General features: G+C 66.0%; 14 protein-coding genes. 7 read left to right on the top strand and 7 right to left on the bottom strand.

Features of this window, described 5'->3' with window-relative positions; all coding sequences use genetic code 11:
• Positions 1-36 precede the first annotated feature (36 nt).
• The 4 genes from VW23_RS14775 to VW23_RS14760 form a co-directional block, all read right to left on the bottom strand.
• Positions 37-1,665: a glycoside hydrolase family 43 protein gene (locus VW23_RS14775; protein WP_069910316.1), complete on the bottom strand. Its 1,629-nt coding sequence runs from the start codon at positions 1,663-1,665 to the stop codon at positions 37-39.
• Between the two features lie 202 nt (positions 1,666-1,867).
• The gene (gene xylA / locus VW23_RS14770; protein WP_069910315.1) at positions 1,868-3,175 is read right to left on the bottom strand and encodes a xylose isomerase; all 1,308 of its coding nucleotides are present in this window, start codon (positions 3,173-3,175) and stop codon (positions 1,868-1,870) included.
• Positions 3,172-4,635, bottom strand: coding sequence for a xylulokinase (gene xylB / locus VW23_RS14765; protein ID WP_069910314.1), 1,464 nt, complete (start codon positions 4,633-4,635; stop codon positions 3,172-3,174). Before xylB ends, xylA begins: the two co-directional genes overlap by 4 nt.
• 68 nt (positions 4,636-4,703) lie before the next feature.
• Positions 4,704-5,738 carry a LacI family DNA-binding transcriptional regulator gene (locus tag VW23_RS14760; RefSeq protein WP_069910313.1) on the bottom strand — a complete coding sequence of 345 codons (1,035 nt, stop codon included), beginning with the start codon at positions 5,736-5,738 and terminating at the stop codon, positions 4,704-4,706.
• A gap of 88 nt (positions 5,739-5,826) precedes the next feature.
• Here VW23_RS14760 and VW23_RS14755 point away from each other — a divergent pair, with 88 nt between their 5' ends.
• A complete protein-coding gene (locus tag VW23_RS14755) occupies positions 5,827-6,828 on the top strand; it encodes an aldose epimerase family protein (RefSeq protein ID WP_069910312.1) in 1,002 nt (333 codons plus the stop codon).
• Positions 6,828-7,361, top strand: coding sequence for a DUF1697 domain-containing protein (locus VW23_RS14750; protein ID WP_069910311.1), 534 nt, complete (start codon positions 6,828-6,830; stop codon positions 7,359-7,361). The genes VW23_RS14755 and VW23_RS14750 overlap by 1 nt, the downstream gene beginning before the upstream one ends.
• Before the next feature lie 2 nt (positions 7,362-7,363).
• Here VW23_RS14750 and plsY read toward each other — a convergent pair whose 3' ends face one another.
• Positions 7,364-8,035 (bottom strand): glycerol-3-phosphate 1-O-acyltransferase PlsY, encoded by a 672-nt coding sequence (plsY, locus tag VW23_RS14745; protein ID WP_069910319.1) that lies wholly within the window; start codon positions 8,033-8,035, stop codon positions 7,364-7,366.
• Between the two features lie 154 nt (positions 8,036-8,189).
• Between plsY and VW23_RS14740 the strand changes: the two genes are divergently transcribed.
• Positions 8,190-9,317, top strand: coding sequence for an epoxide hydrolase family protein (locus VW23_RS14740; protein ID WP_069910310.1), 1,128 nt, complete (start codon positions 8,190-8,192; stop codon positions 9,315-9,317).
• Here the strand turns inward: VW23_RS14740 and VW23_RS28610 are convergent.
• Positions 9,314-9,577 (bottom strand): ArsR/SmtB family transcription factor, encoded by a 264-nt coding sequence (locus VW23_RS28610; protein WP_176730408.1) that lies wholly within the window; start codon positions 9,575-9,577, stop codon positions 9,314-9,316. The genes VW23_RS14740 and VW23_RS28610 overlap by 4 nt on opposite strands.
• Before the next feature lie 29 nt (positions 9,578-9,606).
• Positions 9,607-9,957, bottom strand: coding sequence for a VOC family protein (locus VW23_RS28605; protein ID WP_141728345.1), 351 nt, complete (start codon positions 9,955-9,957; stop codon positions 9,607-9,609).
• A gap of 144 nt (positions 9,958-10,101) precedes the next feature.
• On the opposite strand from VW23_RS28605, the gene VW23_RS14730 reads away from it, so the two are divergent.
• From VW23_RS14730 to VW23_RS14715, 4 genes are all read left to right on the top strand, one after another.
• Positions 10,102-10,815 (top strand): helix-turn-helix transcriptional regulator, encoded by a 714-nt coding sequence (locus VW23_RS14730; protein ID WP_069910309.1) that lies wholly within the window; start codon positions 10,102-10,104, stop codon positions 10,813-10,815.
• Positions 10,816-10,971: 156 nt separating this feature from the next.
• The gene (locus VW23_RS14725) at positions 10,972-11,853 is read left to right on the top strand and encodes an alpha/beta hydrolase family protein (protein WP_069910308.1); all 882 of its coding nucleotides are present in this window, start codon (positions 10,972-10,974) and stop codon (positions 11,851-11,853) included.
• A gap of 158 nt (positions 11,854-12,011) precedes the next feature.
• Positions 12,012-13,241: an epoxide hydrolase family protein gene (locus tag VW23_RS14720; protein WP_141728344.1), complete on the top strand. Its 1,230-nt coding sequence runs from the start codon at positions 12,012-12,014 to the stop codon at positions 13,239-13,241.
• A gap of 222 nt (positions 13,242-13,463) precedes the next feature.
• Positions 13,464-14,390, top strand: a complete 927-nt coding sequence (locus tag VW23_RS14715; protein WP_069910307.1) for an IS110 family RNA-guided transposase — start codon at positions 13,464-13,466, stop codon at positions 14,388-14,390.
• The last annotated feature ends 78 nt before the right edge of the window (positions 14,391-14,468 follow it).

Here is a 14,468-nt window from a genome sequence, read left to right as displayed (position 1 = left end):
GGGTGGGGGTCAGCCCGCACCGGCTCGGCAGCGACCTCAGTACCGATCGCTCGGATCCCGCACCGGCCGATAAACGAAATCCGAGAACACCGCCGGCTTTGCCGTGCCGTTCAGATCCGACGCCGCCATGCCGACGAAGGCTCCGGTAAAGCTGCCGTGCTCGGCGTGGCCGCCGCATTCGTCCGAGAGGAGCGAAGCGTCGAGCGTGCCGCCGACCGGCTGCCAGTTGCCGGCCGCCCTGGCGTCGCCTGCGGCGTAGAAGAACTGCAGCTTGGGCCCACGGATCTCGATCTTCAGACGCACCGGGCCATCCTGCGGCAGCGGCACCGGGGCGTCGGGATAGCTGAGCTTGCCGTCCGGGTGGCTGGCGAGCGAACTCATGATCAAGAGCTCGCGCTTGCCGTCCGAATGCGCGGTGACGGTGAGATAGTGGAAATTGTAGCGGCCGTAATAACCCGTTATCCCCGCGAACTGGCGCTCATCCACCGGCGCGAAGTCGAGCGTCACTTCGGCATCGTAGGAGAAATGCGTCTGCCGCCGTGCCACCAGCGCCTGCTCAAACCAGCTGCCGATCGACTCGCGACCGAACAGCGTCAGCTGGTTATCGCCGACACTGAAGATGCGCTCGGTTTCGGGCGTGCGGAGCCACTGGAAATCCGGGTGCAGGGTATCGAACTGGTAGCGCTGTTCGGCCCAGTAGCCGCTGTCGTCGCGGGTTCCCGGGATTTCCACCTCGAGCGAGGGGACCGGGCCGTTCTTCACCCACAGCCAGTCATCGGCGCCCCAATAGGCTTCCTGGATGCCGGTCTCGCGGCCGAGCACGCAGCGGCGCTTCTGGGTGGTGGGCCTGCCCATCAGATGGACGAGGAAGGTCTTGCCGTCAGCCGTCTCGACGATGTCGCCATGGCCGGCCCGCTGCACCGGGTTGAGCGGCGCATCCTTGGCCGTGAGAATGTGTTCGATCGGATGGGTCTCGTAGGGCCCATCGATCTGGCGCGAACGGGCGAAGGTGACGGCGTGCTCGTAGCCCGTGCCGCCCTCGGCGGTCAGCAGGTAGTACCAGGGCCGCCCGTCCTTGCCGTTGCGCTTATAGAGATGCGGGCCTTCGACCAGCTTCAGGTCGGTGCCCTGGTAGATATTCTTGATCGGCCCGATGAGCTTTCGCTGCGCGTGGTCATATTCCTGCAGCGCGATGCCGGCGAACAGCAGCGGCCGGGTCCTATGGTCCCATAGCATGTTGACGAACCACTTCTTGCCGTCGTCGTCATGGAACAGCGACGGGTCGAACCCCGAGGAGTTCATATAGACCGGGTCGGACCACGGCCCCTCGATGGTGGGCGCGGTGACGAGGTAGTTATGCGCGTCCTTGAACGAGCCGTCCTTGCGCTTCACGTCGGTGTAGATGAGGAAGAACTGCTCGCCGTCATGCGACAGGCAGGGCGCCCACACGCCGCACGAATCCGGATCGCCGCGCATGTCGAGCTGTGATTTGCGGCTCAGCGGCCGGGTCACCAGCTCCCAGTTGGCGAGATCCTTCGAGTGATGGATCTGCACCCCCGGGTACCACTCGAAGGTGGAAGTGGCGACGTAATAGTCGTCGCCGACCCGGAGAATCGAGGGATCGGGGTTGAAGCCGGGGAGGATGGGATTGCGGATGGTGGGCATGCGGGTGTTGCTCGGTGTGTCTGTGGTCGCCTTCTCCCCTTGTGGGAGAAGGTGCCCGAAGGGCGGATGAGGGGTCCGCAACCAAGGGTTGCGCGTTCGGAGCGTAGCGACGAGCGACGGAGTGCGCGGAGAGAACCCCTCACCCGCCCTTCGGGCACCCTCTCCCACAAGGGGAGAGGGCAATAGAGCCGTAGCGGCGGTACTAGACGAACCGGTTGACCAGGTTCTCGAGATATTCCTGCTGGCCGGAGCGGGGCTCGGGGTTGATGGCTTCCTTCTCGACCCGCTTGGCGATGTCCTCGAGGCTGCGCTTGCCCTTGAGCATGGCCTGCGCTTCTTTGCCTTCCCAGCCGACATAGCGGGCGTCGACGGTCTTGTCGAAAGTGCCGTCCTCGATCAGCGCAGCTGCTGCCTTGAGGCCGCGGGCGAGGGTATCGAGACCGCCGATATGGCCATGCAGCAGGTCGGCCGGATCGAGCGACTGGCGGCGCACCTTGGCGTCGAAGTTGAAGCCGCCCTTGCCGAGGCCGCCATTTTTCAGGATGTGGTAAAACGCCAGCGTCATTTCGCGCGGGTCGTTCGGGAACTGGTCGGTATCCCAGCCCGACTGCAGGTCGTTGCGGTTGGCATCGACCGAACCGAGCAGCCCATGCGACGCGGCAACCGCCAGTTCGTGCTCGAACGAGTGGTTGGCGAGGAAGGCGTGGCCGACCTCGATATTGCACTTCACCTGCTTTTCCAGCCCGTATTTGGCGAGGAACCCGAAGACGGTAGCGACGTCGAAATCATACTGGTGCTTCGATGGTTCCTGCGGCTTGGGCTCGATCAGGATCTGGCCCTTGAAGCCGATCTTTTCCGCATGCTCGATGACGAGGTGGATGAAGCGCGCCATCTGGTCGGCTTCCTGGCCGACGCGGGTGTTGAGCAGCGTCTCATAGCCCTCGCGCCCGCCCCACAGCACATAGTTCGAGCCGCCCAGCTCGTGGGTGATTTCCAGCACGTTCTTCACCTGCGCCGCAGCATAGGCGAACACATCCGGATCGGGGTTGGTGGCGGCGCCGGACATGTAGCGGCGGTTGGAGAACAGGTTCGCCGTGCCCCACAGCAGCTTGGTGCGCGACTTCTCCATCTTTTTCGCGAACACCTCGGCAATCTGCCGGACGTTCTTGTTGCTCTCGGCGAGGCTATCGCCCTCCGGCGCGATGTCGCGGTCGTGGAAGCAGAAGAACGGCGCATCGAGCAACTCGAACAGCTCGAAGGCGACGTCGGCCTTGATCCGCGCATGGTCCATGGTCGGGCCGAACCAGGGGCGATCGAAGGTGCGGCCGCCGAACGGGTCGCCGCCTTCCCAGGCAAAGCTGTGCCAATAGGCGATGGCGGGCCGGATATGGTCCTCCATGCGCTTGCCCAGCACCAGTTCGTCCTTATCGTAGTGACGATAGGCGAGCGGGTTGTCGGTCTTCGGGCCCTTGAACTTGACGGGCTTCAGTCCCTTGAAGAAATCAGTCACTTACGGGCCTCCTCGATGGCGGGGTAGAGCGCGCGGTAGCGCGCATATTGATCGGCATAGGCAGTCTTCAGGCCGGCGTCGGGTTTGATCACCCGATGGATCGCCGGCATGGTCATGATCTCCGTGGGGTCGGCGCCTTCTGCAGCGCAGAGGCCGAGGCGGGCGACGCCCAGCGCCCCGCCGAAATCGCCGTCCTCGGGCAGCGCGATCTCAGCATCGAGATTGGTAGCGATCAGTTTCAGCCACAGGTCCGATTTCGAACCGCCGCCGACGGCGAGCAGCCGGCCCATCGTCGTGCCGGCGTCCGTGAGCACGCGCTGGCAATCGCGGAAGGCAAAGGCAACGCCTTCCATCACCGCCTGGGCCAGCAAGGCCGGATCGGTGGAATGGCTGAGGCCGGTGAAACTGCCGCGGGCTGCGGCGTTGTTGTGCGGGGTGCGTTCGCCCGAGAGATAGGGCAGGAAGATCTCCTCCCCCGGCCCCTTGAACCCGGCCTCGGCGGCGCCGGCCAGTGTCGCCGGGTCTTGCCCGGTGATCCTGGCCAGCCAGTTGAGGCTGTCGGTGGCCGAGAGGATCACCCCCATCTGGTGCCAGGTGTCGGGGATGGCGTGGCAGAAGGCGTGCACGGCCCCCTTGGTATTGGGGCGGAAGCGATCGTTCGATACGAACAGCACCCCGGAGGTACCGAGCGACACGAAGCCTTCGCCCGGCTGCATAGCGCCAATCCCGCAGGCCGCTGCGGCATTGTCCCCGGCGCCGCCGGCCACCACGACGTCATCAGCCATGCCCCAGCGGCTGGCGAACTCGCGCTTCAGCCCGGCGGAGGGGGCGGAGCCTTCGACCAGCTGCGGCATGTGCGAGCGGTTGAGCCCGGTCAGCGCCAAGAGCTCATCGGACCAGTCGCGCTTGCCCACATCGAGCCACAGCGTGCCCGAAGCGTCCGACATCTCTTCGATGTGCTCGCCGGTCAAGAGCAGCCGGATATAGGCCTTGGGCAGCAACACCCTCGCGATCTTTGCATAGATCTCCGGCTCGTGCTTCCGGACCCAGGCAATCTTCGGTGCGGTGAAGCCCGGCATGGCGATATTGCCGGCGATGTCACGCAACCCCGGCAGCGCCGCTTCCATCTCGGCGCATTCGGCGGCCGAACGGCCGTCGTTCCACAGGATGCAGGGGCGCAGCACCTCATCGTTCTTGTCGAGCAGCGTCGCGCCGTGCATGTGGCCGCTGAGCCCGATACCACGCACCTTGGCCATCTCCGCCGGATGCGCCCTCGACAGCTTGTCGATCGCTTCGAGCGTGGCGTTCCACCAGTCGGCCGGGTTCTGTTCGGACCAGCCGGGATGCGGCCGGGTGGGTTCGACCGCCTTCGCGGTAGCCTCGCCGATAGCCTGGCCGGCCCGGTCGATGAGCAGCGCCTTGACGCCGGAGGTGCCGATATCAATGCCGAGATAGGTCATGAGGCACGTACCTCAAGACCGCGCAGACAGAACATGCCGTAGTCCTCCCGGGGCGTCGTTATGATGGATTACCCTCTGGGGAGATTGTCGCGCAGATAGAGACCGATTTCAATGGGGGCGGGGCGCCGCTCTACATCCTGTCCCAGCGCCAGGGCGCGGGCGACAGCGAGCGCCGCGGCGATTTCGCCATCCGGGTTCTGGTCGATCACCACGTCGATAGCGCCGCTGGCGAGCCCGATGCGGGTGGCTTCGGTGAGTTCGTGCGCCACGACGCGCACCTTACCGGTCTTGCCGGTGCGCTCCAGCGCCCGGAGCAACCCGGCATAGCCGCCGCCCATATTGTAGATGCCGGTGAGCGGCTGCTTCAGCAGCTCGATCGCCGCCGCTTCGGTCTTGATATCATCGTCGAAGCCTTCGAACGGCCCGACGATTTCGTGCCCGGGGAACTCGGCGCGCAGCACCGCCTCAAACCCTTCACGCCGCTGGTGGTGGTCGGCGAGGCTGAGCGAGCCGGCAATGAGACCGATCCCACCTGCGGGGCAGAACCGGCCGATCAGCGAGCCGGCGGTCCGTCCGGCGGCGACATTGTCGATGCCGACGAAATGCCGGCGGGCCGAACCGGGCAGGTCGGAAACCAGCGTCACCACCGCGATGCCGCGGCGCGACACCTGGTCGATGGCGCGGCGCACCTTGTCGTCCTCGGTGGCAACCACTACCGCGCAGTCGCAGCTTTTGGGGTCGAGACTGCTCAACGCACTGGCCAGCGCCGTGGCGTCGAAGGCGTGCACCAGCTTGGTGGTGATCGAGAGGCGCTCGCCCTTGGTGGTGCGAGCCCGCCGGGCAATGGCGTCGACCAGCCCCAGCATGAACTCATTGCGGCCATCGGGGATCAGGAAGGTGACGCCGAGATCCCGGGCCCGGGCCAGGAGCGAGGCCGAGAGGTCGCGACGGAAGTCGAGCGCCTTGATCGCCTCGGCCACCTTGTCGGCGGTTTCGGTGCGCACGCCGGGGCGGCCATTGAGCACGCGATCAACCGTTGCCAGCGACACGCCGGCCTCACGCGCCACATCGTGCACGGTGGCCCGCCGCTTCACTTCGTCCATCGCCTCCCCCTCTCCGCCTGCCGCTCATACTTCCGCTTCTTGCCGATTGCGGTTATCAACCCGTCGCACGAAAGAGGAGATAACGGCAATGAGCGTCGCGGTGGAAGAGTTCGGCAGCTTCAATGGCAAGCGGGTCGAACAGTTCAAGCTTCGGAGCGACACCGGGGTCGAAGTCGACATCATTTCGTGGGGTGTGCTGGTGCGCGACTGGCGCGTGCCGGTGGCCGGCGGCCTCCGCTCGGTGGTGCTCGGCTACGACAAATTCGACAGCTATCCCGCCCATTCGCCGTATTTCGGCTCGCTGGCCGGCCGCGTCGCCAACCGCATCAAGGATGCGAAATTCACCCTCGACGGCAAGACCTATCAGCTCAAGACCAACTTCGTCGGCCACACCCTGCATGGCGGGCCGGAGGGCATCGGCCGGCTGGTGTGGGATGGCGAGGCGGACAGCGCCAACAACGCCGTGCGCTTCACGCTTGATTCGCCCGACGGCGCCATGGGCTTTCCCGGCAACGTGAAATTCACCGCCACCTATACGCTCACCGGCAACCGGCTGCGGCTCGATCTGAGCGCCAAGGCCGACCGCCGCACTCCCATCAACGTGGTGCAGCACCAGTATTTCAACCTCGGCACCGGTTCCGACGTGCTCGACCACAGCTACAAGATCGACGCGGCGGCCTATACCGAACTCGGCGGCCCATTGATCCCCACCGGCGCCATCCTGCCGGTCGATGGCACCATCTGGGATTTCCGCGAGGGTCGCACCATGCGCGACGCCGCCGGCAAGCCGATCGACTATGATGGCAACGTGGTGCTCAACACCGACCGCCGCTTCGAGGATCCGGTGGCGGTGGTGACCGGGCCGGATAAGCTGCTGACCCTCAAGCTCTATACCGACCGGCCGGGCCTGCAGGTCTACAACTCGGTGACCACTGACGTTTCGGCCGAGGGCAAGCACTATGGCAACCATTGCGGCTTCTGCCTCGAGGACCAGGACCTGCCGGACGCGGTGAACCACCCGCATTTCCCCTCGACCATCTACGGGCCGGACCGCGACTACAGCCACCGCGTCGATATCGAGATCGCCTGATGCCGGCCTACGTCGCCCTGATTCGCGCAATCGGGCCGGTGACGCATGCCAAAATGAAGATGGCGGCGCTGCGCGATGCCTGCGCCGCCGCCGGCCTCGACGATGTCGCGACCATCGGCAATACCGGCAACGTCATCCTGCGTTCCACCCAGACCCTGGCCGCGGTGCGAAAGCTCGTCCAGGGCGCCGTCGATGGTTTCGGCCTCGGCCCGGCCAACGAGGTGTTCGTCGTCAAGCCGAAGGATATGGCGGCGGTGGTCACAGCCAACCCGTTCCCCGAGGTGGCGGCCGAGCGCCCGCACGAGCTCGGCGTCTGCGCATTCCACAAGGCGCCCGACTGGACGCCGCTTGAGGGTTGGGACGGGCCGGAGCTCCTGGCGATGGTCGGGGCACAGCTGATCGTCGCCTATCCCAAGGGCATCAGCACCACGAAACTCAACATCGAAAAGCGCCTCGGCGCCCGCATGACGCAGCGCAACTGGACGGTGTTCGCCGGCCTCGCCGCAAAGGGCGCGGCGCTGGCGAAGGCCTGAGCCTACAGCTCCGCCCTCGGCGACGGACTCGCTTGCCCCAGTCGCGGCTCGGTGCCGGCCAGCAGCCGCTGGATATTGGCCCGGTGCCGGGCGATCACATAGAGGCCGCCGGCGATCACCAGCAGCCGATAGGGCAGCGGTTGCTCGAGCACCAGGACCAGGACGATCGCGGCGGACGATGCCAGCACCGAGCTGAGCGAGACGATCCGCGAGGCGGCCAGCGCCACGCCGAATACCGCAAAGGCGCCGAGGCCGACCGGCCATGACAGCGCCAGCACTACGCCCAGTCCCGTCGCCACGGATTTGCCACCGCTGAAACCGAGCCACACCGATCGGCTGTGTCCCAGCAACGCGGCGAGGCCAGCAAGGCAGATGGTCCAGGGCAGCAGGTTGTTGGGATCAAGTCCGGCAGGCGCCACAACCGACGACAGCCATTGGGTCAACCAGCCGGCAAAGGCGACGGCCGCCGCGCCCTTCAGCACGTCGACCACGAACACTGCGAGCGCCGGCCATTTCCCCAGTATACGCAGGACATTGGTGGCGCCGGTCGATCCCGAGCCGTGCTGCCGGATGTCGATGCCCTTGAGCAGCCTCCCCGCGAGATAACCGGTGGGCGTTGCGCCCAGGAGATAGGCGACCGCCAATGCAGCGGCGCTCGCCATCCAGAAAACCATCTGATCCACTGCAACGCTCCCGTTCGGGCCATCATCGCCGGTAGCTGGCCTCCGGCGCAACAGTTCCGGCCAGGGCCCACCCCGAGACTGCTGACAGCATCTGGCAGCAGGCATCGGGCATTCATCTCCACGTACCCAATGTGGAGACGACTGCATGACCCCTTTCACCATCGCCATTGCCGACGCTGAAATCGCTGACCTCAGGAGCCGACTGCAGCACGCCCGCTTTCCCGATGAAGTCGAGGATGCCGGCTGGGACTACGGCACCAGCCTCGTCTTCCTGCGCCGCTTCGTCACTTACTGGGGCACGGAGTTCGACTGGCGCGCCGCCGAAGCGCGACTCAACGGGTATCCCCAGTTCACCGAATTGGTCGATGGCGAGACGGTGCATTTCGTCCACGTGCGCGGCAAGGGCGCCAGCCCGGTACCGCTGCTGCTGACCAATGGCTGGCCGAGCAATTTCGTCGAGCTGCTGCCGCTGGTCGACCGGCTGACCACCGAGATCGACAGTGTGTCGTTCGACGTCATCATCCCTTCGCTCCCCGGCTACGGCTTTTCCGGCCGGCCCAGCCACAAGGGCATGAACATGACCCGGACGGCCGAACTCTGGGCCGGGCTGATGCAGCGGCTCGGCTACCCACGCTTCCTCACCTCGGGCTCGGATCTCGGCACCGGCGCCATGCTGGGCTTGGTGCGAAACCATCCCGACCGGCTGCTCGGCGCCCACTATTGCAACGTCTTCTCGGGCTATCCAAAGCCGGATGATCCGACGCCGGAGGAGGCCGGGTATTTCCAGCAGGTCGCCTATACCGGCTTCACCGAAGGCGCCTACGCCCTGGTGCACGGCACCAAGCCGACGTCGCTGGCGATGGGGCTGAACGATTCGCCCGCCGGGCTCGCCGCGTGGATCCTCGAGAAGTTCCACCGCTGGGGCGATACGGGCGGCGACATCGAGAGCGTCTTCCCGTTCGAAACGCTGGCGACGCTGCTCTCGGTTTACTGGTTCACCGAGACAATCGGCTCCTCGGTGCGGCTCTACAAGGAAGCCTTCGCCGATCAGGAGATCATGTCGCCGATGCCCCGGCACGACGTGCCGCAAGGCGTGCTGGTGCCGGCCGACTGCGACCTGCCGGCGCCGCGCGCCTGGGGCGTAAGGAACCTCCAGAACCTCATCCATTGGAACGAAGCACGGCAGGGCGGACACTTCCCGGCGCTGGAAGTCCCCGATGTGCTGGCCGACGACATCCGGGCGTTCCATCGGGAAGTTGTCGGACGCAGCTAACGCTGCACGTCCGAGGTGGCCATCAGCCCGGCCACCTCTCTCGCCGCTCGCTCCACCACCGCCGCATCGGTGCGGTAGAACCAGAAGCGGCCGCGCTTCTCCAGCACCAGCAGGCCTGATTTTCTCAGCACCTTGAGATGTTCGGAGACGGTGGCGAGCGAAAGCGCCGACAGCGCCGTGAGCTCGCCGGCCGCCTTCGCCTCGTCCTTGCAGGCAGCAACGAAAGCCCGCCGGTCGGGGTGCGACAGGGCGCGCAGCACTTCGTCGAGGTCAAAACTGTCGATATCAGTCAGCCCTGGATCAGGGTGAGCAGGTTCCCCGCGGGGTCGCGCACCTGCGCCTTCTTCACCCAGCCATTGTCGACCACCGGCATGGCAACGGCGCCGCCCTTGGCTTCGGCGGTTTCGAGCGCTCTGCCGAGATCGGGGACGACGATGCCGAGGGTGAGCGAAGCGGTCTCCGCCTCGAGAAGTGCGCCATCCGGTCCGCCCTCCGGCGTCGCGACCATGCCGTAGCCCGGGCCGCGCGGCGTCACCTGCCAGCCGAGCACGCCGGAATAAAAGCTCTGCAACGCCCCGAAATCCGGACCGGCAATATCGAAATGGCCGATGCCGTTGAGGCTGTGCGGTTTGCCGCTCATCGCGATCTCCTGTCGTTGCCGTCATAATATTTCGGGATATTGCGAAATGTCAATCGCTGCTGCTGACAGGCTCTGGCAGCAGCACCGCCGCATGGTGCAGCAGGCCGAATTTGGCTAGAACCGAAGGACCTGGGAGATGATTGCTTGGACAAGACCGAACGCCTGTTTTCCGTCATGGACGCGCTGCGCCGTCACCGCCGCCCGGTTACCGCGGCGGCGCTGGCTGAGGAACAGGGTGTCTCCGTGCGCACCCTCTATCGCGACGTGCAGACGCTTATCGGGCTCGGCGCGCCGATCGATGGCGAGGCCGGGGTGGGCTACATGCTGAGGCCGGGCTTCTTCCTGCCGCCGCTGATGTTCACGCCCGAGGAGCTCGAGGCGCTGGTGCTGGGCGGCCGCTGGGTACAGTCGCAGCCCGATGCAGGCCTTGCCGGCGCAGCCAAGAACGCCCTGGCCAAGATCGCTACCGCGTCACCGGACGACCTGCGCGACCGCATCAAGGATACCGGCTTGTGGCCGGTGTTGATGCGCGGGCCGCAGGAGCCGACTCCGGTGCTCGGGCTGGTCCGCGCCGCCATGCGCAACGAGAAGGCGCTGCATATCGGCTATGCCGACGAGAGCGGCAGGCAGTCCGAGCGCGACATCTGGCCGGTGCAGCTCGCCTATTACGAAGGCAAGCAGATCGTTGCCGGCTGGTGCTGCATGCGCGAAGCCTTCCGCAATTTCCGCACCGACCGGATCGTCTCGGCTTCCGAGACCGAGCAGCGCTACGGCCGACGCCGGCTGCAGCTGGCCAAGGAATGGCGCGAGGAATGGGCCCGCCTGCACCCGGATTGGGCCAGCCAGCCGGGGGCGTAGGGTCGGCAAACTCAGCGTTGGCCGACCGCAGATTCCGAGGCGTAACGGGCGCAATGATCGCTCCCTCGCTTGCTGCTGCCGCACCCTGTCAGCAGGGTTGGCCGACAACCTCTCCCAGCGGCGGGACTGGCCCGCCAGAACTGAGGGAAGCTCAAAATGACAAAGGTGAAACAGACGCTGGCAGCCGCGCTTGCCGCCACTCTGATTGCCGCCACCCTGCCGGCTGCCGCTGCGCCGCGTGAAGAGGTGGTGCGGTTCGAGGTCGACGGGCAGACGGTGGTCGGAACGCTCACCCTGCCCGAGAGCGGCGAGCCGGCACCGGTGGTGCTGATGCTGTTCGGCTTTCTCGGGCATCGCGGGGAGTGGCCGATCGTCGGGACCGAGGAGGGCCCCTATGCCCGGGCGGCGCGGCTCTGGGCCGACCGCGGCATCGCCAGCCTGAGGATCGACTATCGCGGCTCCGGCGAGAGCGCCGGCAGCTTCGCCGAGGCGACCGTCAGTTCGGAAGCCGCCGACGGCCTGGGCGCCATCGCCTTTCTCAAGGCCGATCCGCGCCTCGATGGTGATCGCCTCGCCGTGCTCGGCTGGAGCCTTGGCGGACCCGTCGCAGCGGTGGTGGCCAAGACGAGCCAGCCCGAGGCGCTGGTGCTGTGGAACGGCGTCAATGATCCCATGGCAACTTTCATTGGCTTCTTCGGCAACGAGGTGATGGCCGCGGAACCGGAAGGCGCGCCGCTCGACGTGACCATGCCCTGGGGCCAGCCGATCCAGCTGGGCCGACCGATGATCGCCGAGCTCAGGGCGCTCGATCCGGCGACCGAACTCGCGGGCTATGGCGGGCCGCTGCTGGTGGCGCAGGGCAGTAACGACGTGCTGGTCAGTGCCGCCGGCGTCGAGCGGCTGATCGATGCCCACGCCGGCGACGAACTGGTCTGGACGGCGGCGATGGACCACGTCTTCAACATCGAAACGGGTCCCGAGACGGTCGACGCCCTGATCGCCGCCACCGGCGACTTTCTCGAAGTGCGCCTGCGTTGAGGCCCTGCGCCTATGACCCTCGAAATCCCCGCCCTCGCGCGGGGATTTTGCTTTCGTCACAGCGCGATAACGCTGCTGCCACGCCCTGTCAGGAGGATGGGCGCAAGGTCTTCTCAGACGCCGGGCCATGGTGGTGCGGCGCGAAACAGGAGCCGAAAATGACCGATCTGGATCGCAGGAGCTTCTTGAAGGCCGCAGCTGCGGCGGCAGTCGTCCCGGCGCTCGGCGCCTTTGTTTCCCATGCAACCGGAGCAGACGAAATGACCATCACCCCATTCAAGGTTCAGGTGTCCGACGACGAGATCGCCGATCTGAAGGAACGCCTGACCATGGCGCGCTGGCCGCATGCCACCACCACCGACTGGAGCCGCGGCCAGCCGGTCGCCTTCATCAAGGAACTGGCCGAGCAGTGGCTGAACCAGTTCGACTGGCGCACCTGGGAGGCCAAGCTCAATGCCAACCCGCAATTCCTCACGGAGATCGACGGGCAGACCATCCATTTCCTCCACATCAGGTCCAAGGAACCCAACGCCTTCCCGCTGATCCTCACCCATGGCTGGCCCTCGAGCGTCATCGAGTTCTTCGAGGTTATCGGGCCCTTGAGCGATCCGCGCGCCCATGGGCTCGACCCGGCCTTGGCCTTCGACCTCGTCATCCCCTCGCTCCCCGGCTATGGCTGGTCGACGCCGCTGGCGGCGCCCGGCTGGGATACGGCCAAGGTCGCCAAGACCTGGGACACGCTGATGCAGCGGCTCGGCTATGCCCGCTACGGCGCGCAGGGCGGCGATGTCGGCTCGCTCGTCGGCAAGGAGCTCGGCATCCTTGCGCCGGAAGGGCTGGTCGGCACCCACCTGCAGCAGATCTTCGCCTTCCCGACCGGCGCCCCGGGCGAAATGGACAAGCTCTCTCCCTTCGAAAAGGAGGGTTTTGCCAATCTCGACGGCTTCCTCAAATACAACGGCTACCAGGACATCCAGTCCAAGCGTCCCGGTACGCTCGGCTACGGTCTTGTCGATTCGCCGGTCGGCCAGCTGGCCTGGAACACCGAGCTGTTCTTCGGCTTCGAGGGCGAAGGGGTGCAATATGTCGATCGCGACCGCTACCTGGCGCATGTCTCGGTCTACTGGTTCACCGCCTCGGGCGGCTCGGCCGGCAACATCTATCTCGAGGATGCGCGCTCCGGTTCGGGTTATCGCGAGGAGCGCAACGATACGCCCACCGGCGTCGCGGTGTTCCCGTGGGATTTCCGCTCGGTCCGCAGCTTTGCCGAGCGCGCCAACAACATCGTGCACTGGACCGAAATGCCCACCGGCGGCCACTTCGCCGCCACCGACGCGCCGGACCTCCTGGTCGAGGACATCAGGACGTTCTTCGGCAAGCTGATCTAGGCGTACTTTTTCGGCCGCGACAATGCACCGGCCGTCCGCTTCCCTTGTAACTTGGACTCATCCGCATCTGGTAAAGTTCCAGGTGCGGTGAGCCGCAGCAGTACGACGCTTGCCTGGGTGTTGGAGCCCGTGGGGGAGCGGGTTTCGCTGCGGCTCGATCCATTGATCCCGAACAGTCGCTTGGGCCGCTTGGCGAGCCCGTTTGCGCAAGGATGGGAAGCAATGGAGATCACCGTAGGTATCGACGTGAGCAAGGACCGGCTGGATGTGTTCGTGCATCCGTCCGGAGAACGGTTGGCCGTGGACAATGAGGCGGCCGGGATCGAGGTGCTGGTGGCGCGGTTGCGGGCCATCGGAGCCGATGGCATCGGGCTGGAAGGCACCGGCGGGCTCGAGAAGCTCGCGGTGGCCGAACTGGCGGCGGCCGGGTTGCCGGTACTGGTGCTCAACCCCGCGCAGGTGCGGCACTATGCACGGGCCGAAGGTAAGCGGGCCAAGACCGATCGCATCGACGCAGCGGTGATCGCCCGGTTCCTTGCCGCCACCAAGCCCCAGCTGCGCCCGCTGGCCGATGCCGAAACGGTACTGCTCGGCGAACTGATGGCGCGACGCCGGCAACTGGTCGGCATGCTGGTCGCCGAGAAGAACCGACACGCCCGTGCTGCGGGCCGGATCAAGACCAGCATCGCTCGCATCATCAAGGCGCTGAACGACGAACTGACATCCCTTGACGACGACCTCGACACCGCCATCCGCAGCTCGCCGGCCTGGCGCCATAAGGAGAACCTGCTGGCGTCGGTTCCCGGCGTCGGCAAGATCATCTCCCGCACGCTGATGGCCGAACTACCCGAACTGGGCCAGCTCGATCGGCGCACCATCGCAGCGCTGTGCGGCCTGGCTCCCTTCACCCGCCAATCCGGTCGATGGCGCGGCAAGAGCATGATCGCAGGCGGCCGACCCGAACCCCGGGCCGCGCTCTTCATCGGCGCCCTCGTCGCAGCCCGTCACAACCCGGTGTTCAAAGCCTTCACTAACCGTCTCATCGAAGCCGGAAAACCAAAACGCGTCGCCCTCATCGCCTGCGCTCGAAAACTCCTCACCATCCTCAACGCCATCATTCGGGACAACAAACCATGGCAAACCGCTTGACCAGCAACACAGTCGCTCCCCCTTGAGGGGAGGGATTGAGGGTGGGGGTGGTGCAGTCAGCACCGAGCGTCCCTCACC

Source organism: Devosia insulae DS-56, from assembly GCF_000970465.2.
In the GTDB taxonomy this organism is placed as follows: Bacteria; Pseudomonadota; Alphaproteobacteria; order Rhizobiales; family Devosiaceae; genus Devosia_A; species Devosia_A insulae.
This window is presented reverse-complemented; position numbering and strand designations above follow the sequence as displayed.